This is a genomic window from Clostridium sp. FS41 (genome assembly GCF_000954015.1).
Classification (GTDB): Bacteria; Bacillota; Clostridia; order Lachnospirales; family Lachnospiraceae; genus Enterocloster; species Enterocloster citroniae.
In genome coordinates, this window is sequence record NZ_JYHN01000032.1 from 18,074 (window position 1) to 44,248 (window position 26,175).

Annotated in this window: 21 protein-coding genes and 1 riboswitch; of the genes, 16 read left to right on the forward strand and 5 right to left on the reverse strand. The window is 48.9% G+C overall.

The window, feature by feature from the left end; all coding sequences use genetic code 11:
- Positions 1-105: 105 nt before the first annotated feature.
- A riboswitch (SAM riboswitch) is annotated at positions 106-262 on the forward strand.
- Positions 263-394: 132 nt separating this feature from the next.
- On the forward strand, positions 395-1,582 hold the full coding sequence (gene metK / locus CLFS41_RS04355; protein WP_045091581.1) for a methionine adenosyltransferase: 1,188 nt from the start codon (positions 395-397) through the stop codon (positions 1,580-1,582).
- A 134-nt stretch (positions 1,583-1,716) separates the two neighbouring features.
- Here metK and CLFS41_RS04360 read toward each other — a convergent pair whose 3' ends face one another.
- Together CLFS41_RS04360 and CLFS41_RS04365 are read right to left on the reverse strand one after the other, a co-directional pair.
- Positions 1,717-2,517 (reverse strand): AraC family transcriptional regulator, encoded by an 801-nt coding sequence (locus tag CLFS41_RS04360; RefSeq protein WP_007862564.1) that lies wholly within the window; start codon positions 2,515-2,517, stop codon positions 1,717-1,719.
- Positions 2,514-3,230: a FadR/GntR family transcriptional regulator gene (locus tag CLFS41_RS04365; RefSeq protein WP_007862563.1), complete on the reverse strand. Its 717-nt coding sequence runs from the start codon at positions 3,228-3,230 to the stop codon at positions 2,514-2,516. Before CLFS41_RS04365 ends, CLFS41_RS04360 begins: the two co-directional genes overlap by 4 nt.
- Before the next feature lie 232 nt (positions 3,231-3,462).
- On the opposite strand from CLFS41_RS04365, the gene CLFS41_RS04370 reads away from it, so the two are divergent.
- The 11 genes from CLFS41_RS04370 (at position 3,463) to adhE (ending at position 18,180) form a co-directional block, all read left to right on the forward strand.
- Positions 3,463-4,800 (forward strand): sugar ABC transporter substrate-binding protein, encoded by a 1,338-nt coding sequence (locus CLFS41_RS04370; RefSeq protein WP_007862561.1) that lies wholly within the window; start codon positions 3,463-3,465, stop codon positions 4,798-4,800.
- Between the two features lie 210 nt (positions 4,801-5,010).
- On the forward strand, positions 5,011-5,754 hold the full coding sequence (locus CLFS41_RS04375) for a sugar ABC transporter permease (RefSeq protein WP_227884317.1): 744 nt from the start codon (positions 5,011-5,013) through the stop codon (positions 5,752-5,754).
- Positions 5,747-6,595 (forward strand): carbohydrate ABC transporter permease, encoded by an 849-nt coding sequence (locus tag CLFS41_RS04380; RefSeq protein ID WP_007862556.1) that lies wholly within the window; start codon positions 5,747-5,749, stop codon positions 6,593-6,595. Before CLFS41_RS04375 ends, CLFS41_RS04380 begins: the two co-directional genes overlap by 8 nt.
- A 17-nt stretch (positions 6,596-6,612) precedes the next feature.
- Positions 6,613-7,068, forward strand: a complete 456-nt coding sequence (locus tag CLFS41_RS04385) for a hypothetical protein (protein WP_007862554.1) — start codon at positions 6,613-6,615, stop codon at positions 7,066-7,068.
- Positions 7,065-8,339: a nickel-dependent lactate racemase gene (larA, locus tag CLFS41_RS04390; protein WP_007862553.1), complete on the forward strand. Its 1,275-nt coding sequence runs from the start codon at positions 7,065-7,067 to the stop codon at positions 8,337-8,339. Before CLFS41_RS04385 ends, larA begins: the two co-directional genes overlap by 4 nt.
- Positions 8,340-8,354: 15 nt before the next feature.
- A complete protein-coding gene (locus CLFS41_RS04395; RefSeq protein WP_045091582.1) occupies positions 8,355-9,125 on the forward strand; it encodes a glucosamine-6-phosphate deaminase in 771 nt (256 codons plus the stop codon).
- Positions 9,126-9,149: 24 nt separating this feature from the next.
- Positions 9,150-10,346, forward strand: coding sequence for an N-acetylglucosamine-6-phosphate deacetylase (gene nagA / locus CLFS41_RS04400; protein WP_045091583.1), 1,197 nt, complete (start codon positions 9,150-9,152; stop codon positions 10,344-10,346).
- A gap of 5 nt (positions 10,347-10,351) precedes the next feature.
- Positions 10,352-11,719: an AGE family epimerase/isomerase gene (locus tag CLFS41_RS04405; RefSeq protein WP_242856770.1), complete on the forward strand. Its 1,368-nt coding sequence runs from the start codon at positions 10,352-10,354 to the stop codon at positions 11,717-11,719.
- Positions 11,720-12,307: 588 nt separating this feature from the next.
- Entirely contained in the window at positions 12,308-13,465 is a 1,158-nt protein-coding gene (locus CLFS41_RS04410) for an iron-containing alcohol dehydrogenase (protein WP_007862543.1), read from the forward strand.
- 288 nt (positions 13,466-13,753) lie between these two features.
- A complete protein-coding gene (locus tag CLFS41_RS04415) occupies positions 13,754-15,241 on the forward strand; it encodes an aldehyde dehydrogenase family protein (protein WP_007862542.1) in 1,488 nt (495 codons plus the stop codon).
- 326 nt (positions 15,242-15,567) lie between these two features.
- Positions 15,568-18,180: a bifunctional acetaldehyde-CoA/alcohol dehydrogenase gene (gene adhE / locus CLFS41_RS04420; protein WP_007862540.1), complete on the forward strand. Its 2,613-nt coding sequence runs from the start codon at positions 15,568-15,570 to the stop codon at positions 18,178-18,180.
- A gap of 92 nt (positions 18,181-18,272) precedes the next feature.
- Here adhE and CLFS41_RS04425 read toward each other — a convergent pair whose 3' ends face one another.
- Positions 18,273-18,530 carry a helix-turn-helix transcriptional regulator gene (locus CLFS41_RS04425; protein WP_007862538.1) on the reverse strand — a complete coding sequence of 86 codons (258 nt, stop codon included), beginning with the start codon at positions 18,528-18,530 and terminating at the stop codon, positions 18,273-18,275.
- Positions 18,531-18,662: 132 nt separating this feature from the next.
- Here CLFS41_RS04425 and CLFS41_RS04430 point away from each other — a divergent pair, with 132 nt between their 5' ends.
- On the forward strand, positions 18,663-18,920 hold the full coding sequence (locus CLFS41_RS04430; RefSeq protein WP_007862537.1) for a hypothetical protein: 258 nt from the start codon (positions 18,663-18,665) through the stop codon (positions 18,918-18,920).
- 75 nt (positions 18,921-18,995) lie between these two features.
- Here the strand turns inward: CLFS41_RS04430 and CLFS41_RS04435 are convergent, their stop codons facing one another.
- Both CLFS41_RS04435 and CLFS41_RS04440 read right to left on the reverse strand, forming a co-directional pair.
- Positions 18,996-20,027 (reverse strand): WYL domain-containing protein, encoded by a 1,032-nt coding sequence (locus CLFS41_RS04435; protein ID WP_007862536.1) that lies wholly within the window; start codon positions 20,025-20,027, stop codon positions 18,996-18,998.
- Complete coding sequence (locus CLFS41_RS04440) at positions 20,014-21,333, reverse strand: WYL domain-containing protein (protein ID WP_045091585.1); 1,320 nt, start codon at positions 21,331-21,333, stop codon at positions 20,014-20,016. Before CLFS41_RS04440 ends, CLFS41_RS04435 begins: the two co-directional genes overlap by 14 nt.
- Before the next feature lie 182 nt (positions 21,334-21,515).
- Between CLFS41_RS04440 and CLFS41_RS04445 the strand changes: the two genes are divergently transcribed.
- The 3 genes from CLFS41_RS04445 (at position 21,516) to gdhA (ending at position 25,954) form a co-directional block, all read left to right on the forward strand.
- Positions 21,516-22,751 carry an RtcB family protein gene (locus CLFS41_RS04445; protein WP_045091586.1) on the forward strand — a complete coding sequence of 412 codons (1,236 nt, stop codon included), beginning with the start codon at positions 21,516-21,518 and terminating at the stop codon, positions 22,749-22,751.
- 569 nt (positions 22,752-23,320) lie between these two features.
- Positions 23,321-24,445, forward strand: coding sequence for a slipin family protein (locus CLFS41_RS04450; RefSeq protein WP_045091587.1), 1,125 nt, complete (start codon positions 23,321-23,323; stop codon positions 24,443-24,445).
- A gap of 174 nt (positions 24,446-24,619) precedes the next feature.
- Entirely contained in the window at positions 24,620-25,954 is a 1,335-nt protein-coding gene (gene gdhA / locus CLFS41_RS04455) for an NADP-specific glutamate dehydrogenase (protein ID WP_007862532.1), read from the forward strand.
- Positions 25,955-26,175: the final 221 nt, after the last annotated feature.

Consider the following 26,175-nt stretch of genomic DNA (forward strand, 5'->3'; position numbering starts at 1 on the left):
CTGATAAAATATATCACAATAAGGTGTTGACATGCATGTGCAAATGCATTACTATATGGAAGGTAACATCTTTTACAATTAAAAAGTTCGTAAATAAATATATATCCCTTATTCAGAGTGATGGAGGTACAAAGGACCTGTGAAGTCACGGCAACCCCGGTTGAGTATGTCAGAGTTTGTCTGATGGCATGCAAAAGGGCCGGAAGGTGCCAGCCTGAGCGAGGAGCGTGCGCATTGCGCAAGCTTAATCGAGCAATAAGAGGATTTGAAGATTTAATGATATTTTCAAGTCCGCAATTGCTGCGGACTTTATTTTTTGTAATTTTCCGATCATCGGGAGAAATGTTGCAAAACCTATTAATATTTGTTTGAATGAAAAGGAGAAACGATTATTATGGAAAGACGACTTTTTACATCTGAATCCGTGACCGAAGGACATCCGGATAAAATGTGCGATGCCATCTCAGACGCGATCCTGGACGCGCTGATGGCCCAGGATCCCATGAGCCGTGTGGCATGTGAGACAGCTACCACAACCGGCCTGGTGCTGGTCATGGGAGAGATCACAACCAATGCATATGTGGATATCCAGAAGATTGTCCGTGAGACAGTCAGGGAGATTGGATATGACCGTGCAAAATACGGATTTGACTGCGACACCTGCGGCGTGATCACTGCCATTGATGATCAGTCACAGGATATTGCACTTGGGGTGAATAAGGCCTTGGAAGCAAAGGAGAACAGGATGTCTGATGAGGAGCTGGATGCCATTGGTGCAGGCGACCAGGGCATGATGTTTGGTTTTGCCACCAATGAGACGGAAGAGTACATGCCATATGCCATTTCCCTGGCACACAAGCTGACCAAACGCCTGACCGAGGTGAGAAAGAACGGCACTCTCAGCTATCTCCGCCCGGACGGAAAGTCCCAGGTTACGGTGGAGTATGATGAGAATGATAAGCCGGTGCGCCTGGATGCAGTGGTGCTTTCCACCCAGCATGACGAGAGTATTACCCAGGAGCAGATCCACGCAGATGTAAAGAAATACATTTTTGACCAGATCCTTCCCCAGGATATGGTGGATGAGAATACCAAGTTTTTCATCAATCCCACCGGACGTTTTGTGATCGGCGGCCCGCAGGGAGACAGCGGCCTTACCGGACGTAAGATCATTGTAGATACTTACGGCGGATACGCACGCCACGGCGGCGGCGCGTTTTCCGGCAAGGATTGTACTAAGGTGGACCGTTCCGCAGCCTATGCGGCCCGGTATGTGGCCAAGAATATCGTGGCAGCCGGACTGGCCGACAAGTGTGAGATCCAGCTGTCCTATGCCATTGGTGTGGCACATCCAACCTCTGTTATGGTGGATACTTACGGAACAGGAAAACTGGGAAATGAGAAGCTGGTGGAGATCATCCGCTCCAACTTTGACCTGCGTCCGGCCGGCATTATTAAGATGCTGGATCTGCGCCGTCCGATCTACAAGCAGACCGCTGCTTACGGACATTTTGGACGTAATGACCTGGATCTGCCGTGGGAGAAGCTGGATAAGGTTGAGCTGCTGAGATCTTATCTGTAAACAGTGGGATTGAATAATACTGGATAGGTATAAACGAGATAAGGAGGCATTGCACCAATAGAGTGTAATGCCTCCTTCGGTTATGTATTTATTCCTGTTATTGTCTTTATAAAATGATTCTGTGAGTGAGAAAGTCAGAGGGTGAGGGAACGGGCAATCCGCTTTTTGTATTCGCCCGGCGGAATGCCCTCCTTTTCTTTGAAAACGCGGCTGAAGTAGTGGACGGACTTAAAGCCGGTGTACTCGGCAATCTGGGTGATGGAGAGCTGAGAAAAGCACAGCAGCTCCCGGGCCCGGGCCAGACGGCGGTTCCCTATGTACTCAATAGTGGACTGATGGAACGTCTTCTTAAAAAGGCTGTTGAGCTGGCGTGCATTTATGCGGCAGGCTTCACACAGTATGTCCGAGGATAAGTCCTCACTTAGATGACGATCAATGTATAAACAGGCTTCGGACAAGGGTCCTTCGGGCTGTCTGGATATCCTTGGAAAGTGGGAATCAGTTTGACATTCCCGATATGCGGCTGCAGCCAGGGGAATCAGAAGCTGCTCCAGATACAGGGAACACAGGTCTTCATATATGGGCCGCTTAAGGATGCATTCATGCAGAATTTCCATTAACAGGCTGCGATTCTCAGCGGAAAAAGGAAGGAGCCTGGGCAGCAGCGTAAACTCCCTGTCCATGTCAGGGGAGGCACAAGTAAAGGTTATATGAAGAATTGTCAGGGAGGAGCGGCTTGCTGGGGTTGGTATAGCCACCTCCAAGGAGGGAAAAAGGAATAGGCTGTCCCTGGAGCAGGTATAGCTGCTGCTGTCCACAATCAGAACACCGCTGCCATCAAATACATAAAACAGGTGGAATTGACGTTGCATAGCCATGGGCAGAAGCGGCTTGTCCAGAAAATCATAGCCTACCAGGCGGATGTCCTGTATCATGGCTGCTCCTTTCCGTAGTTATCCTGCATGATATTCTTGGCATAATTGACTCCGCCTTCAATGTGGGCGTTCATCAGGCCTGCGGCACTGATACTGTCGTGTTTGGCAATGGCCTCATAAATCTTGCGGTGAAAGATCACAGAGTGTTCCAGTGCGTTTAATGGTGTGATCCCCATGCTGATGGAACCCTCCACCAGGTCGCTCAACAGCTCCTGGATGGTGATCAAAATCTGGTTATGGGTGCATTTGGCAACTGCATAGTGAAACTGCACATCCAACTCGTTATACTGCCGGAGTTTTCCCGTGCGTGCAGTCTCCGCCATCTTGGACAAGGGCAGCTTTACCTGGGCCAGGTCCTCGGGGGTGGCATTTAATGCAGCCAATTCCGCGGATTTGCACTCAATGATCTGGCGTATCTCAAAAATGTCCTTTAGGCTGTTGTTGTCCATGGACAGCATGGGAAGCAGTGTTTTTATGTAGGCATTGGGGGTGATCTCACGCACAAAGGTTCCGGCGCCCTGGCGCACATCCACAATACCCATGATATCCAGCTTGTGCATCGCCTCCCGGACAGTGATGCGGCTGACTCCAAACTGGGCTGCCAGCTCAGCCTCCACTGGAAGTTTTTCGCCCGGACGGTACTGTTTCCCGGTAATCATGGAGCGAAGCTGATCCGCCACCTGATCGGAAAGTTTTGTGCGCTGAACAACCATACAAACACCTCCTACAGACATTATCTATGCGCTTTCATTCATATGATGATTATATCATATTAAGTTATATTTTTCAAATATTACATAAAATATGGGAAAATATGATTAAAAAATATACAACTTATAGAAAATATATTCTAAACATGTAAAAAACTGACCTAAAAAATGTAAATACAATGAAAGGGAAACCCTGTATAATAAAGTCATTAAAAATGATGGGAGGAAGTAACCTATGAGAAAACTAAAGAAATGTGTTTCTGTGATACTTTCCGTAGCCATGCTGTCCGCTCTGGGCGGTTGTTCTTCCGGAAATCCGGCTCCGGCCGATACGGCAGCGCCTGCCAATGGAGCGCAGTCAAACAGCGGGAATGATGCGGGTACTGAAGCACCAAAGGCAGGGGATGGCACGACCATTACCTATGTCACCCTGGGGGATACGGGTATGGAACTTCTGAAGGAGGCCGCCGAAGCGTTTAAAAGCGAGACCGGCATTGAGGTAAAGCTGGAGAGTTGGGCTTACAGTGATGCGTACCAGAAAATACTGACCTTGGCAGAGGGAGGCAATATGCCGGATGCCATGTATGGCTTTTCTTCCTGGACTCAGCAGTTTCGGGAGGCTGGATACACGGTAGCTATTAACGACTTGATCAGCAAGGAACTCTATGATGACTTTTCACCGGCAGCCTTGGAGGTGTGTTCTGTGGGTGATGAACTTTGGGCCATGCCGTCATACATGTCCATCCGCGGAATGCTGTTTAACAAAAACAGAATGGAAGAATCCGGCATTGAAAAGATTCCGACTACCTGGGAGGAATTTCTGGCGGACGGGGAAAAGCTGACCGATCCCTCCTCAGGCAAATACGCATACACCATGGTGGCAGGGCATCCTAAAAATACGCTGGACTGCTTCCTTCCCATTCTCTGGGCTTATGATGCAGATGTGATGAATGCAGATGGAACCGCAAATGGATTTAACAATGAAAATGGGATAGCGGCGCTGCAAATGTATGTGGACCTTGCAAAATACGCTGTTCCGGACTATGGACAGGCGGATATCAACAGTACCCAAAACAACTTTACAACACAGATAGCAGCGGCTTATTTCCACAATGCCCAGGGGTTGGCAGCTCTTAAGGAGGCTGGTGAGGATTACAGCTGGGCTGAGATTACAGAGCCGTTGGCAGGACCTTCCGGTTCCAGGTATTCTCTGGGTGTCATGGACATAGACCTGGTGTTTAATACCGGTAACCAGGAGGCGGCGGCAAAATGGCTGGAATTCTGGCATACTGCTAAGTACCAGGGACAGGTGATCAATCAGTCCGGTTTTGTTCCCAATCAGCAGAGTTACTTTAAGGAGATTCCGGAGTTTACGGATCCTGCCAATGTGATGGTAGCCCCATTTGCAGCAATGGAGTCCATGGCAAAATTTAAGCCGTCTATCACATGCTGGGAAGAGGTACAAAAGGCCATGGCGGATGCGGTTACCAAAGCTGTTATGGGAGAGATCAGCCCGGCACAGGCTATGGAACTGGCCGGCGATCAGGTGGATGAATTACTGGCAAAACAATGACAATAGAATCAGCGGGCGGTTTCCTTCCCCGTCCGCTTTTTTAGATGAGGGAGATGGACAATGAATGGTTTCTCGAAAAAGGAAAAGCACGACAGGGCGGTTAATCTATTATACGTTCTTCCCATGCTCGCGATTTTTCTCCTGTTTATTCTGTACCCAATCACACAGGTATTTTACATGTCTTTTTTTGAGCGGAAGGTAAATGGAAGCATGATCTTTGTAGGTCTGCAGAACTTTGCGGACCTGTTTGCCAACCCGGATACACCGCGCATGTTTAAGAATACATTTTTGTGGGTATTTGTAGGGGTGGCATTCAAACTGCTTCTGGGACTTTTCATGGCCCTGATTCTGTACAAAAAATTCTTGGGTAAAAAAATGATGACAGCGATCATGCTGATCCCCTACGCAATGCCGGCAGCGGTTTCCTGCATGATTTGGCGTCTGATGTATAATCCCATGTTCGGACATATTACTCAGTTCTTAATGGACACGCACATTCTGGGATTGCCCATGGACTTTCTGGGAAACTCAAAGACATCGCTGATTGCAGTAATGATCGTCAACATCTGGGCAGTAGCGCCCTTCTGCGCCCTTAATATCCTGTCCACTATGTATTCGATCCCCTCCTATATCTACGAGGCGGCCAGAATAGACGGGGCAAACGGCAGACAGCAGTTTTTTTCAATTACACTGCCGCTGATCACTTCTTCGGTGCGGACATTGGGACTGCTCATTGGGATCTGGGCGTTTAACACCTTTGATGTCATTTATATGATGACCCAGGGCGGCCCGGCCAATTCATCTTCCATAATGGTGAATTTTATATATCAGAATGCGTTCCAATTTAATAACCGGGGCTATTCAGCAGCAATCAGCGTGGTCAGCTTTTTGATCCTGTCTGTATTTGCAGTGCTCTATGTAAATTCCAAAGGGGAGGATACGCGGTATGAATAAATACAGAACTAAAAAAAATATCAAAAAGCTTCTGTTTGTCCTGCTGGTGCTCTTAATTATCGTGGTTCTGATGTTCCCGGTGGCAGCCATGATCTCCGTGTCTTTAAAAAAGGCCAATGATGTGTTTACCATGCCTGTAACCTGGATCCCCAAGACCTTTGCCTTTGAGAATTATGTGCAGGTATTTGAGAAAATGCATATTTTAAACGGCTTCAAGGCAAGCCTGATCATTACCGGCCTGACGATCTCCCTGATCATGGTAATCGCCATACCGGCATCCTATGCATTTTCATGCTTGGATTTTTACTTCAAAAAGCAGATATATTATCTGGTCCTGGTAAGCCAGATGTTTGCACCGGTCATTGTCATCATTCCTCTGTACACCATGATGAACAGGCTGGGATTGATCGACAGCTGGTTTAGCCTGGTACTTATGAACACTACCTTTAATCTGGCATTTATCGTTCTTATGTTGAAAGCCACCTTTGACGGAGTGCCCAAAGAGGTGGTGGAGGCAGCTAAGATCGATGGATGCAGTCCTTTTATGGTAATGACCAGAATATTTTTACCGGTGTCCAGTACCGGAATCGCGGTAGCGGTTATATTTGCCTTTACCAGGACATGGAATGAATTTTTATTTGCATTCACATTTATCTCAACAACGGAGAAAAAGCCGATCATAGTCAGCCTTTATGAAATTTTAAAGAATAATCCGGCGGTGGGGATCCCCTGGCATTATGTGATGGCCGGAGCTATGTATACCACCGTGCCGCTGGTGATCCTGTTTATCTGTATCCGCAATTATATTACCGGGGACCACACAGCAGGAGCAATTAAATAAAAGAGAGGGTATTTGTAATGGAAGATATAAAAGGATGCTACTATTGTGATCAGGACAAGGGGTTTCGCAGCCTGCTGTTTAAAATCTGCGACTTAAAGGCCTCCAGTGTGTTTCTGTGTAAGGATCAGACACTGGCCGGCCGCTGTACCATCATGTTCCGGGATCACTACAGCGAGTTGTTTGAGATTCCTAAAGCAGAGCGGGATGAGTACATGGATGATGTCTGTGCCTTGGCTTGGACCATCAAAGATCTGTTTGGGGCCGACAAGATCAATTATGCAATTTACGGCGATGAGGTGACCCATGTACACTACACGCTCTGCCCCAAGTATAAGGGCAGGCTGGGCTGGGGAGGTCCCTTTGTGCTGTTCCCCGAAGAAAAGGATAAGATCATACTGACGGATGAGCAGTATCGGGAACGGATGGAACTGATCCGTAAAGCAGTAATGAAAAAGAGAGGTATTGGGCTATGATGATCAGTCTTCCTTATGGAAATGAGATGGTGGAAATGGAAGTACCGGACCAATGCTTTATCGGTATGATCGATCCGCCAAAGGCACAGCCGGCCGAATATCCGGAACAGGAAATCCGGTATGCCATTGAGCATCCGACCGGCGGCAGAGGGCTGGAGGACATCATTTCACCGGATCAGAAGATTGCCGTGATCGTGGACGATGGTTCCCGCCCTACACCCATCAGCACCATTCTGCCTGTGCTCATGGAAAAGCTTACAGATTGCGGGGCCAGGCCGGAACACATTAAAATTGTGATCGCTCTGGGCAGTCATCGTTATATGACCGAGGAAGAGATGCGTGAACGGGTGGGAGATACGATCTATGATACCTACCCTGTCATGAATTCAGAATTCAGGGACCCGGAACATCTGGTTTATATTGGTGACACGGAGGAGGGGGCGCCCCTTATGGCTACCAGCGCTATCATGGATGCGCAGGTGCGTATCGGGGTGGGAAACCTTGTCCCCCATCCGGTGATGGGCTGGGGAGGGGGAGGGAAAATCATCTTTCCCGGTGTGGCAGGAGAAGATACAGTCTCATATTTTCACTTAAAGGCCAGTCTGTATGATGAAAATATGTTTGGCCGGAATACCACGCCTATCCGGGATATGATGGAGGGCTGGGTAAGGCGTATCGGTCTTGATTTTATCATCAATACCATACTGACCCCGGAGCTGAAACTTTGCAGGGTGGTTGCCGGCGATTACATAAAGGCTCACCGGGAGGGGGTCAGGATCGGCAGGACGATCCTGGGAAGTAAGGTTACTGAAAAAGCAGATGTAGTGATCGTCAGTTCTCATCCCGCGGACCAGGATTTCTGGCAGTCTCCCAAAGCCATGTATGGGGCAGAGCCGGCTTTAAAGGGGGATAGAGGCGGAACCATAATCATGATCAGCCCCAACCATGAGGGGATTGGCCCCCATCCGGAATATCCGGAATACATGTCCCGGGACGATGGAGATGATATTGTGCGGGCCTGTATTGCCGGGGAAGAGATTCCCGGTGACCGGTTAGCGATTGCAGTTGGAAACAGCATGTCCAAGATGCGCCGCCGCCGGAAGCTGGTGGTAGTGGGAGGAGGGGTCACTGCAGAGCAGATGGCACAATGCGGATGTAAATATTATCCCCTGTCCGCTCTCCAGCAGGCAGTGGATGACGCGGTGGCAGAGTACGAGGATTGCCGGGTAGCGGCTATGAGCGGCGGGGCAGATGCATTTTTATATGAATGATGAAGGAGAAACGAGATGACAATGTTAAAAGACTATTATACGGGCCGGCTTCACATTATGGTATTTGATACACGTGAGGCCATGGGCCGTAAGGCAGGGGAACAGGCTGCCAGACGTATCCGGGACCTGCTTGGAGATAAAGAAGTGGTCAATGTGATCTTTGCAGCCGCGCCCTCTCAAAATGAGACATTAAAAACACTGGTAAATGCAGATGGAATTGACTGGACGCGTGTCAACGCTTACCATATGGACGAATATGTAGGCCTGGACCCGGGGCATCCGGCGGGATTTTGCAATTACTTAAAACGCATGGTATTTGACCTCCTTCCGTTTCGCTCCATCAATCTGATTAATGGGAATACTGATAATCCTGATGCGGAGGCGCTCCGCTACAGCAGGCTTCTGGAAAAAAATCCAGCAGACATCTGCCTGCTGGGGGTGGGAGAGAGCGGGCATCTGGCCTTTAATGATCCTCCGGTAGCAGACTTCCGTGACCCGGTAATGGCTAAAGTGGTGAAGCTGGAGGAAAAATGCCGAGAACAACAAGTCCATGACGGATGCTTTAAGGAACTTTGCCAGGTGCCCACCCACGCTGTAACAGTGACGATCCCGGGGCTTATGGCGGCGGGATCAATGGTCTGCAGCGTGCCCGCAGCGACTAAGGCTGAGGCTGTGCGGGATATGCTGGACGGGCAGGTATCTGAGCGCTGCCCGGCCAGCATTCTGACTACCCACAGGGATGCGGTCCTGTATCTGGATCGCGAGTCTGCAAACTATGTGTTGTAGTATCTGAGCGATGGGAGGTTATCCATGAGTGTACATTTTGTTAATGCTGCATTAATCTATCCGGATCGTATTGAGCAGGGATTTGTCACAGTGGAGGGGCATAAGATCCAGGCAGCGGGAACAGGATTTCCACAGGTCAACCGTGGGGATCAGGTATTTGACCTGAGGGGGAAATATTTATCCCCTGGGTTTGTGGAAATACATAGTCATGGTGCCGGAGGCTGCGACTTTATGGACGGCACCGCAGAGGCAGTAATAACAGCGGCAAGAACCCATTTGCAGCACGGTACCACCACGCTGTTTCCCACCACCCTGGCCGCCAGACGGGAGGAGATTTTTAACAGTATTGATGGGCTTCGATCCGCCCGGCGTATTATGACGGACGGCCCGGAACTGCCGGGTCTTCATATGGAGGGACCTTATCTGAATCCTAAGCAGAAGGGAGCGATTGACGAGAGATACATCCGTAATCCCCGGCGGGAGGAGTACGAAGAGTTTATCTTCTACGGAGAAGGCGCGATCTCCCGATGGACCCTGGCACCGGAACTGCCGGGAGCCATGGAGTTTGCCCGCTGTCTGATCGATCATGGAATTGTGCCTTCCATGGGCCATACGGATGCGGAGTACAGCCAGGTCCTGGAGGCATACCACAATGGAATCAGCCATGTGACGCACCTCTATTCCGCCATGTCCGGTATGGTGAGAAAGGGTGGCTTCCGCTATCCTGGCCTGATCGAAAGTGCGTTCTGCATTGATGATCTGACCGTGGAGGTAATTGCTGACGGATGTCATTTGCCGGCAGAAATCCTGGAGATGGTGTATCGGATCAAGGGGCCGGGCAAAATGGCGCTGACCTGTGACTCCATGCGCTGTGCCGGGCAGAATGTGAAGGAGTCTGTGCTGGGCAGCCTAAAAAACGGGCAGAGGGTGATTATTGAGGATGATGTTGCAAAAATGCCGGACCGCATGGCGTTTGCAGGAAGTATTGCTACGGACGACCGGCTGGTACGGGTGATGTACCGTCAGGCCAGGGTGCCGTTGTGGGACTGTGTACGTATGATGAGTCTGACACCGGCTGCAATCATGGGGATAGGGAATCAGGTGGGAAGCATCATGCCGGGAAAAACCGCCAATCTGATCTGCTTTGATGAGGACATACGTATCAGCGCTGCCATGGTGCGGGGGAATGTTGTATACGGCTCCTTTGAGTCCGGGAAATGAGGTAAATGATGAATCGGAATGAGCTGCTGCGCCTAAAAGGCTTTTACGAAAATGAATTGACCAACCATATTTTAGCCTTTTGGCTGCCCAGGTGTCTGGATAAAGAGCACGGCGGATATGTGAACTGCTTTGACAATACAGGGGAGCGTCTGCTGAGTTATGACAAATATACCTGGAGCCAGGGACGTTTTGTGTGGCTGTTTTCACGTCTGGCCAATACAAAAACGAGAATTTTTTCCCAATCCCAGAGAAATGAATTTATACGGCTGGCAAAGGTGGGAAGAGATTTCTTGATCAAACACAGCCTGATGGGGCCAAAGGATGTGCGCTGTGTTTATCTGATGGAGCGGGACGGTACTCCCAAGCATGTTGAGGGGTGGGAGCCTCTGGATATGAGTATTTACGCGGATTGTTTTGTAGTGCTGGCCATGGCCGGTTACGCTGCAGCTGCCGGTGACCCGGAGGCGTACGGATTTGGAAAACAGCTCTATGAATCCATTCTGGATCGGATCGGAACCGGAACATTCAATACCCTGCCGTACCCGCTGTCAAGCTGCTATCGGGCCCATGGTATTCCCATGATCCTCTCCAACGTGACCAGAGAACTGTATACGGCTGCCGAACATTTGGACCCGGGGTACCGTGACACGCTGAGGGAACACCTGCGCGTATTTGTAGATGACATTTTATACCATTTTACAGATGAGAAGGATGTAATACACGAGGTGATCGCCGCAGACAACAGCCAGGTGAAGGGGGTGCTGGGTCAGCATGCCAATCCGGGACATACCATTGAGGACATGTGGTTTATGATGGATGCTGCAGATTTGCTTGGGCGGGAGGAAATGGTGGAACGGATCGCTCATATCACCGAGCAGGCGCTGAATATTGGATGGGACAAGGAATTTGGCGGAATTCTTCACTATAGCTCGGTGGAGGGCGGCCCTCCTGGGGATATGCATACAGGTATGCCCAGGGAGACATATACGGACATGCCTGGGAAAATGAAGCCCCAAACCTTTGCGCGGTCGGATACCGTTATCACGGAACCTGTGGAGCGGCAGGTTTTGGAAGGGTGGGGAGATAAGCTGTGGTGGGTCCATGCGGAAGCACTGTACACCACATTGCTGTGCTATCACCGTACTGGAAAAACGCAGTTTCTGGAGTGGCATGAAAAAGTATTTTCTTACACCTTCCGGACATTTCCCAATCAAGACCCTGAGGTGAGGGAGTGGAAACAGATCTGCAAGCGGGAAGGAAGCCCTCAGGACAAGGTGGTAGCACTTCCGGTCAAAGATCCGTTCCACATTGCAAGGGATCTGATCTTAATTTTGGAGTTGTTGGATACCATGGTAATGGATCCGGGCATATAGCCGAAGATGGATGTTCACAAAAACAGAAAAAGATTAGGTGACTTAGATGTGTTAATTCATTCACATATAAGTGTTTTTTATCAATTTTCTAATTTTATTTAAGGGGTACAAGGTAAATACCACCCTGTATGCTTGAAAAAAAGCTGTAGAATTTTGAAATATTGTTAAAATATATTCAAAGTTTTACGGCTTTTAAAAAATATTATTTTTATATTCTAAAAAAATTTGTCTTCAATATGTTAAAACTATAACATATCTGGCGCTGTGAGACTCTCAATACATTGGATGGCATCACAGGCACATGGAGCGATCTTACGGGAAGTTCGCCGTCACATTTTTCCAACTAATAATGTAGCAATTTTTTAAACACAGGATAATCACAGACAACATGTTAAAAAATCTTAACAAGCAAAATTATATAAAAAATGTTAATTATAAATCGAGATAAATCTAATAATTATCAAATAAATGTTAAATATATATTTTAATTGACAGAATAAATTCCCTGGCTATAATCAGCATTAGAGCACCCGTCCTGCTAATGGCAGATGAGATGGGATGCAATTATAACCATAAGGGGGTAGCAGTGTGTCTACATATTATTTTTTACCAACACGGAATGTTTTTGGTGAGGGAGCGGTTCAGGAGGCAGGAGAGTTAGTTAAGAGTTTAGGGGCAAAAAAATGTCTGATTGTCACGGACAAATATCTGGGAAAGATCGGAATGGCCGACCGGGTACAGGAGATCCTTAAAAAGGCAGGGGTGGAAGCCAGTATTTTTGCAGGAGCCGAGCCCAATCCAACGGATAAAAACGTGGAGGCAGGAGCAGTATTTTACCAGGAAAACCAGTGTGATTCCATCATTTCCCTGGGAGGCGGTTCCTCCCACGACTGCGCAAAGGGAATCGGCCTGGTGGCTGCCAACGGTGGAAAGATTGCTGATTTTGAAGGCGTTGATAAATCCTCCAACCCCATGGTTCCTCTTATGGCGGTCAACACCACTGCGGGAACCGCATCAGAGATTACCAGGTTCTGTATTATCACGGATACCTCACGCAAGGTGAAGATGGCCATTGTGGACTGGAGGGTTACACCACAAATCGCCATCAATGACCCGGAGCTTATGAAAGGTATGCCGCCGGCTCTGACTGCCTCCACGGGAATGGATGCATTGACCCACGCCATTGAGGCATATGTGTCCACGGACGCCAACCCTCTGACAGATGCTGCAGCCATTATGTCCATCAAGATGATCGCCCATTACCTTCCCAAGGCGGTGGCCAATGGAAATTACATGAAGGCCAGGGATAAGATGGCGTATGCCCAGTACCTGGCGGGCATTGCATTTAACAATGCGTCATTGGGTTATGTCCATGCCATGGCTCATCAGCTGGGCGGCTTTTATAATCTGCCCCACGGTGTCTGCAACGCCATTCTTCTGCCCTATGTTGAGAGCTATAACCTGATCGGCAACATGAACCGCTTCAGGGATGTGGCCCAGGCAATGGGTGTTCAGGTGGAGGGGATTTCCGTTACATGTGCGGCGGAAAAGGCCATTGAAGCCATTAAGAAGCTGAGCAGGCAGCTGGAGATCCCATCGGATCTAAAGCAGCTGGGAGTAAGGGAAGAGGACTTTGGCATCATGGCGGATAACGCTAAAAAGGACGTATGCCAGCTGACCAATCCAAGGACTGCAACCAGGGAACAGGTCATTGAAATTTACCGCCAGGCCTACGTTGGGGAATAGGCTCTGTCAGGGCGTGCCGGAGGAAGACCATCAGGCGCGCCCTGGTGTTAAGGCAATGTTAACAATAAAAGTTTGTTAAATAAAAGATTTTTGTTGACTATTACCTGTCCCATGATATATCATAGTGGCCAGAGGGGTAACACAACCGTATTAATCTTCCGGCAAGGAAGGTTTTTCTGGAAACATGGTGTTTTAGGGCGGTTTTAGGCTGGCTTTAAGATACATGTTTTTTTTGTGCCCAAAAAGCCCGCCTGAATACTGTACCAAGTGTTGAGAGGAGAATTTATTATGCATAATGTAGGGCTGCAGGAGAGATACCAGTTGTTGATCGGGGGCCAGTGGAAGGATGCTTCCGACAAAAAAACATTTAAGACCATCTGCCCGGCGGACGGAAGTGTCCTGGCAGAGTGCGCGGAAGCTACCAGGGAGGATGTGGATGAGGCAGTGAAGGCGGCCTGGAAGGCGTTTGAATCCTGGAAGCATGTAACGGTCAATGAGAGGGCTGTGATCCTAAACAAGATTGCGGATATCATTGACGCGAACCAGGAACACCTGGCAATGGTTGAATCGCTGGATAACGGAAAGCCCATCAGGGAGACCATGGCTGTGGATATCCCTATGTCCGCCCAGCATTTCCGGTATTTTGCCGGCTGCATCATGGCAGATGAGGGCAGCGCCAACATGCTTGGGGAGAGCACCTTAAGCCTGATCCTCAGGGAACCCATCGGTGTGGTGGGACAGATCGTGCCGTGGAACTTCCCGTTTCTTATGGCGGCCTGGAAACTGGCTCCCGTGCTTGCAAGCGGGTGCTGTACCGTGTTTAAGTCATCCAGCGCCACGCCCTTAAGCGTCCTGGAGTTTGCAAAACTGATCCAGGATGTGCTGCCCGCAGGCGTGTTTAATGTGATCACCGGTTCAGGGTCCAAGTCCGGCCAGTATATGCTGGAGCACAAGGGCTTTAGAAAGCTGGCATTTACAGGCTCCACGGAAGTGGGCAGGAACGTTGCCCTGGCAGCTGCCCAGAGGCTGATCCCCTCCACACTGGAATTAGGGGGAAAGTCGGCTAATATTTTCTTTGAGGACTGCAATTGGGAAATGGCAATGGACGGCCTGCAGATGGGAATCCTCTTTAACCAGGGCCAGGTCTGCTGCGCGGGTTCCAGGGTCTTTGTCCAGGAAAGCATATATGACCGGTTTGTGGAAGAGGCTGTAAAGCGCTTTGACCAGGTCAAGGTAGGTCTTCCATGGGAAGCGGATACCCAGATGGGAAGCCAGATCAGCAAGGCCCAGATGGAAAAGATCCTTAAGTACATAGAAGTGGGAGAATCAGAAGGTGCCAGCGTGCTCTGCGGAGGACAGCAGCTAAAGACTGAGGGATTGGAAAACGGCTGCTTCCTCAAACCAACCCTTCTTGGAAATGTCACAAACCATATGAGGGTGGCTCAGGAAGAAATCTTCGGACCTGTTGCCTGCATCCTGAAATTCCGGACAGAGGATGAAGTGGTCCAAATGGCCAATGACAGTGAATACGGCCTTGGAGGGGCTGTATGGACCAGGGATATCAACAGGGCCCTGCGGGTATCCAGGGCAATCGAGACAGGGCGTATGTGGGTAAATACCTATAATGCCATCCCGGAGGGGGCGCCCTTTGGAGGATATAAGGCATCAGGCATTGGACGCGAAACCCACAAGGTGATGCTGGAGCACTATACCCAGATGAAAAATATTATGATCAACCTCAGTGAGGCGCCCACAGGATTTTATCCTGTAAAATAAAATGCAATAGAAGTATTTTTTATGTGGATTCTTTATATAGAAGGGGAACAGTTTTGGATCGGGAAGATCCGGGGCTGTTTCTCTTTTTTCTTGCCGTTTTTTTGATTTAATTTTAACGATACATAGAGTGATATATAGGATGATCCGGTGTGAAATGATTAAAAGTCAAAAATATTTAAAATATATATTGACATAATTTTAACGAAGGTTTATAATGCAAACAGTGAGATTGTTAATTAATTATCAATAGTGAAAATTACCTAGACCTAACAGGCAGGTACAGCCTAAGTGTACCACAAACACAAGGAAAAATGGAGGAAAAGGAAATGGCAAAAAAAATCGATCAGGTTGTTCCGGAAATCATCGACAGCGTGGACGGACTGAACGCAAAAATGAACGCTATGCGTGAAGCGCAGAAAGTTTTTTCTACCTATACACAGGAGCAGGTAGATAAGATCTTCTTTGCAGCAGCAAGCGCGGCAGACAAGATGCGTCTTCCTCTGGCCAAGATGGCAGTTGCAGAGACTGGCATGGGCATTGTGGAAGACAAGGTTATTAAGAACAACTACGCGGCAGAGTACATTTACAACGCTTATAAGGATACCAAGACAGTTGGTGTGATCGAGGAAGATAAGGAGTACGGGATCAAGAAGATCGCTGAGCCGATCGGTCTGATTGCAGCAGTTATCCCCACGACCAACCCCACATCCACCGCTATTTTTAAAACCCTGATCGCTCTTAAGACACGTAACGCGATCATTATTTCCCCACATCCACGCGCAAAGGGATGCACCATTGCGGCAGCTAAGGTGGTTCTGGACGCAGCAGTCAAGGCCGGTGCGCCGGAGGGTATTATTGGATGGATCGATGTGCCTTCACTGGAACTGACCAACGAGGTTATGAGGGATGCTGACCTGATCCTGGCAACAGGAGGACCTGGAATGGTTAAGGCCGCTTACTCCTCAGGAAAACCTGCATTGGGCGTTGGCGCAGGCAATACACCAGTTATCATTGATGACACGGCTGATATCAGGATGGCGGTTAACTCCATTATCCACTCCAAGACATTTGACAATGGTATGATCTGTGCTTCCGAGCAGTCTGTAACTGTTCTGGAGTCCATCTATAATGATGTAAGAAACGAATTTGAATACAGAGGCTGCTATTTCTTAAAGCCGGGTGAGATCGAGAAGGTCCGCAAGACCATTCTTGTAAACGGCGCCCTCAATGCCAAGATCGTTGGACAGAAGGCAGCAACCATTGCCAAGCTGGCAGGAGTGGAGGTACCGGAAGATACCAAGATCCTCATCGGTGAGGTTGAGTCCGTGGATATCAGCGAGGAGTTTGCTCATGAGAAGCTGTCTCCTGTACTGGCTATGTACAAGGCAAAGACATTTGACGAGGCGCTGGATAAGGCAGAGCGTCTGGTAGCAGACGGCGGATACGGTCATACCGCTTCCCTGTACGTGAATGTGAACGAGGAAGAGAAGATCATGAAGCATGCTTCAAGGATGAAGACCTGCCGTATTGTCATCAACACTCCATCTTCCCACGGCGGCATCGGTGACCTGTACAACTTTAAGCTGGCTCCTTCCTTAACACTGGGCTGCGGCTCCTGGGGCGGAAACTCCGTATCTGAGAACGTTGGTGTAAAGCATTTACTGAATATAAAGACCGTTGCTGAAAGGAGAGAGAACATGCTGTGGTTCCGTGCGCCTGAGAAGGTATACTTTAAGAAGGGCTGTCTGCCTGTGGCATTAAATGAGCTTAAGGATGTAATGGGCAAGAAGAGGGCATTTATCGTAACAGACTCCTTCCTGTATAAGAATGGATATACGCATGTGATTACAGACCGTCTTAATGAGATGGGACTTACCTATACTGTATTCTCCGATGTACAGCCGGATCCGACCCTGGCCAATGCACAGGCCGGCGCAAAGCTTATGAGAGACTTTGAGCCTGATGTGATCATCGCAATGGGCGGCGGTTCCGCAATGGATGCTGCCAAGATCATGTGGGTTCTGTATGAGCATCCGGAAGTGGACTTCATGGACATGGCAATGCGTTTCATCGATATCAGGAAACGTGTATATACATTCCCGAAAATGGGCGAGAAAGCATATTTTATCGCTGTTCCGACTTCCTCCGGTACTGGTTCCGAGGTTACACCATTTGCCGTTATCACAGATCAGGAGACAGGTATCAAGTATCCGCTGGCAGACTATGCACTTCTGCCAAACATGGCAATTGTGGATACGGATAATATGATGAGCCAGCCAAGAGGACTGACAAGCGCATCCGGCGTGGACGTTCTGGTGCACTCACTGGAGGCATACGCTTCCGTTATGGCTACTGATTACACGGACGGCCTTGCCCTGAAAGCAATGAAGAACGTGTTTGATTACCTGCCCACTGCTTACAATGAACCAACTAATGTAGAGGCCCGTCAGAAGATGGCCGATGCCTCCTGTATGGCTGGTATGGCATTTGCCAACGCGTTCCTGGGCGTATGCCACTCCATGGCACATAAGCTGGGCGCATTCCACCACCTGCCACACGGCGTTGCAAACGCACTGCTCCTTTCCCTGGTAGTGGATTTTAACGCTGCTGAGAATCCACGCAAGATGGGTACTTTCTCACAGTACCAGTATCCACATACCCAGGCAAGATATGCAGAGTGTGCAAGATTCTGCGGAATCCAGGCCAAGGATGATGCGGAAGCAGTTAAGAAGCTGATCCTTAAGATTGAGGAACTTAAGAAGACGGTCGGGATCAAGGCCTGCATCAAAGATTACGGCATTGACGAGAAGGACTTCTTAGACAGGCTGGATGACATGGTAGAACAGGCATTTGATGACCAGTGTACCGGCGCCAACCCAAGATATCCTCTGATGAGCGAGATCAAAGAAATGTATCTGAAAGCATACTACGGTAAATAATTCGTACCCATTGTGGGTAATACCTTTATCCTTTGTGTTTGGAGCAGGCCGCCTGTCATTTGACAGGCGGCCTGTTCGCACGCATCTTGGCTCTATTTCTCTTTGGTGTTCAGGGTGATCCCCTCAAAGAATGAATCATAATTTACTTTAAATATTTCCTTCATTGCGGCAAGCTCGGATACACGGATATTATAAGTCCCACCTTCGATCTGTGAGTATATGCTGCGTGAAATGTTGATGCCCATGAGCTGCATTTTTGCGGTTACCTGCTCCTGGGTCATGTGAGATTGCAGGCGGTATTTACGGATGTTGGGTCCCAATCTTAGATCCTGCTTTAGTTTTTGTTCCATGTCACCCTCCATAGTGCAATAAATAGGTTGCATTTCCTTGATTTTACGATAAATGTCGTATATAATTGCAATGTATAGGTTGCACCGGGGAATTTGAAAATATAGATGCTGAAAAGCAGAATAGGAGTTTCTATGGAGTCAAATAAAAACCAGGGGGGGCTGTTGCCCAGACTGCAATATTTATCTGGCTGCCAGTATTTATCAGACCTGCATAATAGCTTTTACACAGAAGATATTTTATATGCACTTCGCAAAATAAATATAGCTTCCTATTCCATGGAAGAATGGGTGGAAGCATATCGATATATTACTGGAGATAAACCTGAAAGTACTTCAAAGGAAATGTTGGCGGATGAAATGGTCCGCTGGCTGAAGGCCGGGAATGAATAGGGAACGTATCATTGATCTGGACATAAAAAGCGGCAGCTGCCTGATCCGTAAGCAGCTGCCTGTTTTATCAATATTTCAGAAGCCGCATTTGTATATGGAAGCTTCTGCATGACTCTCGTCACCCAATGTATCATAAAATAGTTCATGTTGTCTTTTCACACGTCTTTGTATCTGCTGTACAAATGATCCGGGTCCCAGAACACGGACCACGGGTCCAAAGGACAGAATCTCTATGAGCAGCTCGGTTTCATCCGCCATGTCGTAATAGATGGAGCAGAGCCAGCATTTTTGTTCCTCATCATATTCCGTGTGTTTTTCATAGTTGGCAAAGTGGAGCATACACCGGTCCAGAGAGTTGCGCTCACCGCTGATCTCCAGCAGGACGGGCTCGGCAGCCTTTTGTACGGGCTTAAACCGCAGGTCCCTGGAATGATCCGGTATGGAAGATGGGGACAAACGGCAGTCTTTTATACGACCCAGGTTTAAGAGGGTTCCTTTACAGAAATGTCCCCGGTAATGCATAAGGCAGCACAGACGGAACTTGTCGTCCTTTGAGGAGTACTGGAGCTGGTAAGGGGCCACTTCATAGGTGTGGGTGCGCATTTTTTTGCCCTCATAGGCAACCAGCAGGACCCTGTTTTCCCTGATGGCCGTGAGTATGGTATGGAAATGTTCCCTGTACTCAGGCGTGTGGTAAGGGTCCCCGTCTTTATATTGGTCGAAATAATAGAAGTCACTGTTGTCATATAAGGGAGGGACATGCTCCAGGCAGCGCTCCAGTTCCCGCTGCTGTTTGTCATCCAGAAAAAGGGAGAGTCGGGGATCTGAGATCAGCGATTTCAGCCAGGATTTCTGCAGTGTTGTCAGGGGCAGGGAAGGAGGCGCTCCGTGCAGCCGGGAGGTGAAGATACCGGGGGTTTCCTCCTGGAACAGAGGCCAGGTATGATCCTCGATCCTTGGCAGAATGGCCAGGGAACTCTCCTGAAAACCGTAGGTTTTGCAGATATCCTCCATCTCCCTGCGGGTAATGGGGCGGGATGCCGCTTCCGTGAGCATATGCCTTAAAATGTTGTAGTAGCAGCCGTATACTTTATCAAACAGTTCCATGTTCTTCACCTGCCTTTGTCTCTTCTGTGCAGTACATCTCATACATCTTTTCCCAGTCATGGGTAATCTTTGCAATGGCAAACTGGCTGGTTCCCTGTATGTCCAGAATCCTTCCCGTAAATGTCTTGACCCAGGACAGCATTTCATTGGTATCAAAAAAGACGCCGGTGTAAAGGTACTGGTTTTCACGGATCCGCATGACTTCTCCCCCGCGTCCCTCCCTGTAAAGGCGGTTCAGGATGTAAGGTTCCTTTTCCTCATCAATATAAAGCTTGATGCAGATCTCTTCCAGGCGGCTTCTGCCGCTTCCAAAGGACACTCCCCAGCATTTCCCCATGTTCTGGTTCAGATCAGCCAGAACCTTATCATAAGCTTCATATGGCTCCAGGACATTTACCTTCTGGATGGAATCCAGGCGGGCACAGCTGAACCTGCGGTTTTCCGGTAAATACATGCACAGATACCTGCGGCCGGTCTGGGTGCTGACAAAGATTTTAAGGGGTATTCCGCTGTGGGTGCTGATCCCGTTGCTGCGGCTGCTTTTATTTTCATATGTAATGGAGCACTGCCTATGGATGGCATCCAGGAGCTGGGCCAGTATGCCGTCCTCCAGTGTATGGACAATAAACTGATGTTTAAATTGGAACATGCGGTTACCCATGTCCTCCCGGTCCAGCACCGTACTGCCGATAAAGCCAAAGGGGGCAGCGCCCTGGAAAAATTCCACGGCGGTTATGAGATCGGGCCACAGCCCAGATGTAAAGCCGGGGGGCAGATCATGTGGCAGGCCATGCGGCGGATCAGCTGCCAGATTATGTGGCAGCGGCACCAGCCGGTAGACCAGGTTCCGGCCGGATTTCTCAGAGCAGAGGATGCCGAGGCTTTCGTATTCCTTCAGCTTAAGTCTCAGGGTCTGGATGTCAAAGACAACGCCGTAGTCCCGGGATATCTCATCACAGAGGGCGGAGGCAGTCATGCCCTGAGGAGCGTCAACAAGCTGGTCCAGGATAAAAAAGTGGAGCATCAGGTCATTATCCGTAAAGCTTTTGGACTTCCAGGCGGCATACAGGGGATTCTGGGAAATGGACTTGCTGTCCACATTGATATATACATGCTTTCCCTTGGATGTGTAATCGGACCGGGTATAGTCGGAGAGCCAGCTCTCAATTCGTCTGCGTTCATTGTCATAGGTCCTGGGGCTTTTGTCCTGGAAATCATTTCTCACCTTAAAGCCATAGATGTAAAATTGGCGCATATAGTCCCGGATTCTGTCAAAATTCTTTATTAGTTCCTGAAATTCAGCCATGGCACCCACCTCATAAGCAATATTAATATGATTATATATGGAAGAAATGGAAGTTCGCAACTTTTTTTAAATGATTTGCCATATAAAATACGTTATGATATGGCTGTGATCAGGAACAAACATAAAAAGTAATGGCGCTGGTCCGCCAAAGCAAAACAAATACATGGAAGGATGTGAGATATATGTTTGTGATGTATGAAAAAGAAGAGATGAGATTCCCGGTCAGGGTATGGCTGGAGGAACGCAAGGACTTGGAAAAAAGCTGTCAGGAGCAGGCATATCATCTGTCACAGCTGCCGTTTCTTCATAAATGGGTCTGCCTCATGCCAGATACACATGCGGGAATGGGAATGCCCATCGGAGGGGTCATAGCCACAGACGGCGTGATCATACCTAATGCAGTGGGAGTGGATATTGGCTGCGGCATGGCTTACACTGAGACCAATATCAAGGTGGATGATATCAGGGAGATCATGACAGGGAACGGATCCCTTATCCAGGCCATGGTAGGGGATATTATGAGGAATGTACCGGTGGGATTTGCCCATCACAAAACGGAGATGCCCTGTTATACCATGGAAAATGCCTTTAATGAACTGGAAAAATACGAGGAGGACGCAGAGCTGTTAGGGCAGCTGGAAGCAGGATTTTACCAGATCGGAACCCTGGGCGGAGGCAATCATTTTATTGAGCTTCAGGCAGATGACGAGGGATATCTGTGCGTGATGATCCACTCCGGAAGCCGCCATATCGGAAAGTCGGTGTGCGATTACTTCCATTTTAAGGCAAGGGGGTTAAACAGGAGATGGTACAGCGATGTGCCGGATGAATACCGGCTGGCATTCCTGCCCGTGGATACCGGGGAGGGAAGACAGTACCTAAACTGGATGCAGCTATCCATGGATTTTGCAAAGGAAAACAGGGAAAAGATGATGCTTGCCACAAAATCCGTGTTGGAAAAATATATAGGAAAATATACGGATCTTGAGCTTAAGTTTTCCCATGATATCAACTGCCACCACAATTATGCGGCTTTGGAGCACCACTATGACAAGGACGTATGGGTGCACAGAAAAGGCGCTGTGAGGGCCGGAAACGGGGAACTTGCAGTGATTCCCGGGGCAATGGGCTCATACAGCTACGTGGTCATGGGAAAGGGAAATCCGGAGAGCTTTTGCTCCTCCTCCCACGGAGCAGGACGCCGCTATTCCAGAAAAGGCGCCATGGCGGCATTTTCCTGTGAGGAAGTGATGGTGGATCTTCAGAAACAGGGTGTAATCCTGGGAAAGAAGGGAAAGGCGGATGTTGCGGAGGAGAGCCGGTTTGCCTATAAGGATATCCAGGAAGTAATGAATAACCAGCTGGACCTTGTTGTGCCCGTCAAACGGCTCAGGACCATCGGGGTTGTAAAAGGATAGGGATGGATGTAAGTTAACAGGCAGTCTGACTGATGGCGGAGTTTTCCTCCTGGGACTCCCCGGTGCCCCGGCCTATGGCAGGGGGTATACCGTTGTCTGCCGTGATCGATAGATAGGATGATGTGTCGTGGGTTCAAATCCCACCTGGCCAGTGCCTGCAGGCATTTGCCATGTAGCTAAGTGGTATAGCAATCATTAGAAAAACACAACCAAAGTGTTTCTTCACCAGGATGGAAAAGTAATGTCCGTGCTTTGGCCTGATCAGGACGCCATGTGCATCTTACATGGAAAGGCCTGAAAAAGGCAGTCCGTATCCGGTCAGCGCCGTACCGGATACCGCAGGGAATCTCGGGAAAACCGGGCTTATATATATATGAAAGATTTACAAGGAAGATTTACTAGAAAGATATATATATAGCTGCCAGACGTTTTGCCTGACTGCACCTGCTAAAGGGATGGCCCCCAGGATACGGATAAAGCCGGACATGGTACTTTTCCTGGCAAATGAAAGTGCATTAAGAGTATAACTCAATGTGGAATTGAGATCGTAAGAATGGAGGATTCAGGAAATGAAAAACAACTGCCTTGTTGAACCATATATTATCAAAGACCAGGAATGTGGTTACCTGTCAAAGGGCGGAAGGTTCATAAGGCTTTTGACAGCAGGGAAATACACATTTCTCAAAATGCAGGGATACCAGGTGGATGTAGTACCCATGACAGGGGAGGTAAAGACCTGCGGGATTCCGGAGGAGATCCTGATGAGGGATCAGGAATTTGCATCCAGGGTAATAAAAAACGTGCTGCCGGACGAGTGTATTGCCATCCGGTTTGTCAATAAAACATACAGGGAGGTCATAACCAGGCCGGAGGTGCTGTTCTGGAACGTGTTTGAGAAAAATGAATTCCAGGCCATTGATATCACAAAGCCCTGGATGGAGGACAGCCTGCCAAGGCACTATATGGACCTGATGCCCGCGAAGTATTATAAGAAGATCACAATTAAAGATGGGGAGACCGGACTTTTGTATTTTGACAACCGGTATGAGAAGCGGCTGGACACAGGAACTTATTATTTCTGGAACTATGGCAGGGAGGTATCCTGCAAGATATTTAATATGAAGATCCAGCAGCTGGATATTTCGGGCCAGGAAATATTGACCGCGGACAAGGTGGCCGTGCGGCTGAACGTGATCTGTAATTACAGGATCGTGAACCCCGAACGTCTGGTGCAGCAGGTGGAGGGGGTGGCTTCCCAGCTCTATACCTATGCCCAGCTGAAGCTCAGGGAGTACGTGGGGAAATACCGGCTGGATGAATTGCTGGCCCAAAAGGAGGAGATCAGCTCCTATGTGCTGGAGAAACTGAAGGAACGCCAGGAGGAGTACTGCGTGGAGATGACCGGTGCCGGCATCAAGGACATTATCCTGCCGGGAGAGATCAGGGAGATCATGAACACGGTGCTCATTGCTGAAAAAAAGGCCCAGGCCAATGTGATCATGCGAAGGGAGGAAGTGGCGTCCACCAGGAGCCTGTTAAACACAGCCAGACTGATGGATGAGAACCAGACCCTGTTTAAACTGAAGGAAATGGAATATCTGGAGCGGATCTGCGACAAGGTAGGATCCATATCATTAAACGGAGGCAGGGGAGTTTTGGCCCAGCTGGCAGAGCTGGCGGGCATTAACGAATAAAATATGGGAATTCCTGTAAAAAAATTGAAATACAACGTTCTTGACTTTAACAAATTAACTTGTTATACTTTTTCTAAAGTGTGTGTCTTGGAGGGTGTTTGAGTAATTTTCAGACACCCTGCGGAAATGACGGCATCCCTACACTTCATACATAAACCTAGGAGGGCGAAAGAAATGTCATATGTTGATGAGATTTACGAGAGAGTGGTATCGCAGAATCCGGGAGAACCAGAATTCCATCAGGCAGTAAAGGAAGTTCTGGATTCCCTGAGACTGGTAATTGATGCCAACGAGGAAAAGTATCGCAAGGCAGGAATCCTGGAACGTTTTACAGAACCGGAACGCATTGTTTCATTCAGAGTACCGTGGGTGGATGACAGCGGCAAGGTTCAGGTAAACAAGGGATACAGAGTGCAGTTTAACAGCGCGATCGGCTCCTACAAAGGCGGCCTTCGTTTCCACCCATCTGTAAACCAGAGCATTCTTAAATTCCTTGGATTTGAGCAGACCTTAAAGAATTCCTTAACCGGCCTCCCCATGGGCGGTGGAAAAGGCGGCTCCAATTTTGATCCCAAGGGCAAGTCCGACAGGGAAGTTATGGCGTTCTGCCAGAGCTTTATGACAGAGTTGTACCGTCATATTGGAAAGGATACGGATATCCCCGCAGGCGACATCGGTGTGGGCGGCAGAGAGGTAGGATACCTGTTCGGCCAGTACAAGAGAATCACCGGTTTATACGAGGGCGTTCTCACCGGCAAGGGCCTGACCTTTGGCGGCTCTCTGGCAAGGACACAGGCAACCGGCTACGGCCTGGTGTATATACTGGATGAGATGTTAAAGCACAACGGCAAGGAACTGGCGGGAAAGACCGTACTTGTGTCCGGTTCAGGAAATGTTGCCATCTACGCAACCGAGAAGGCACAGCAGCTGGGTGCCAAGGTAGTTGCCTTAAGCGACTCCAATGGCTATATCTATGACGAGGACGGCATTAAGCTGGATATTGTTAAGGAGATCAAGGAAGTCCGCAGGGCACGCATCAAGGAGTATGTGGATGCTGTTCCAACCGCTGTTTACACAGAGGGCAAGGGAATCTGGACCATTCCATGCGATATCGCTCTTCCATGCGCTACCCAGAACGAGCTGAACCTGGAGGATGCCAGGACACTTCTGGCAAACGGCTGCTTTGCAGTGGCAGAGGGCGCTAACATGCCGTCCACCCTGGAGGCAACAGAGCTGTTTGTTGAAAAGAAGATCCTTTTCATGCCTGGAAAGGCAGCAAACGCAGGCGGCGTGGCAACCTCCGGTCTGGAGCAGAGCCAGAACGCGCTGAGAATGTCCTGGTCCTTTGAGGAAGTGGATGAGAAGCTTCATACGATCATGGTCAATATCTTTGCAAAGGCTGCTGATGCGGCTGAGAGATACGGCGTGGCCGGCAACTATGTGGCGGGCGCTAATATCGCGGGATTTGAGAAGGTAGTAGAAGCCATGCTGGGCCAGGGGATCGTGTAATATAAGGCGGTCCGGCGGATAAGAATGTAAGTATTATGGATCAGAAGGGGCAAGACCGAAATTTGGTGTTCGGTCTTGCCCCTTTTTCTGGTTATTTCGGGGAGTATTTGGATGTTGAAAGCGCCTCCCGGATTTTTGGATTCCACAAACCTCAATTACATATTATGTCAAATATTAATGCCAAATGAGTAGAATTTTCCTGTAAATATCCCCCTCTCCTT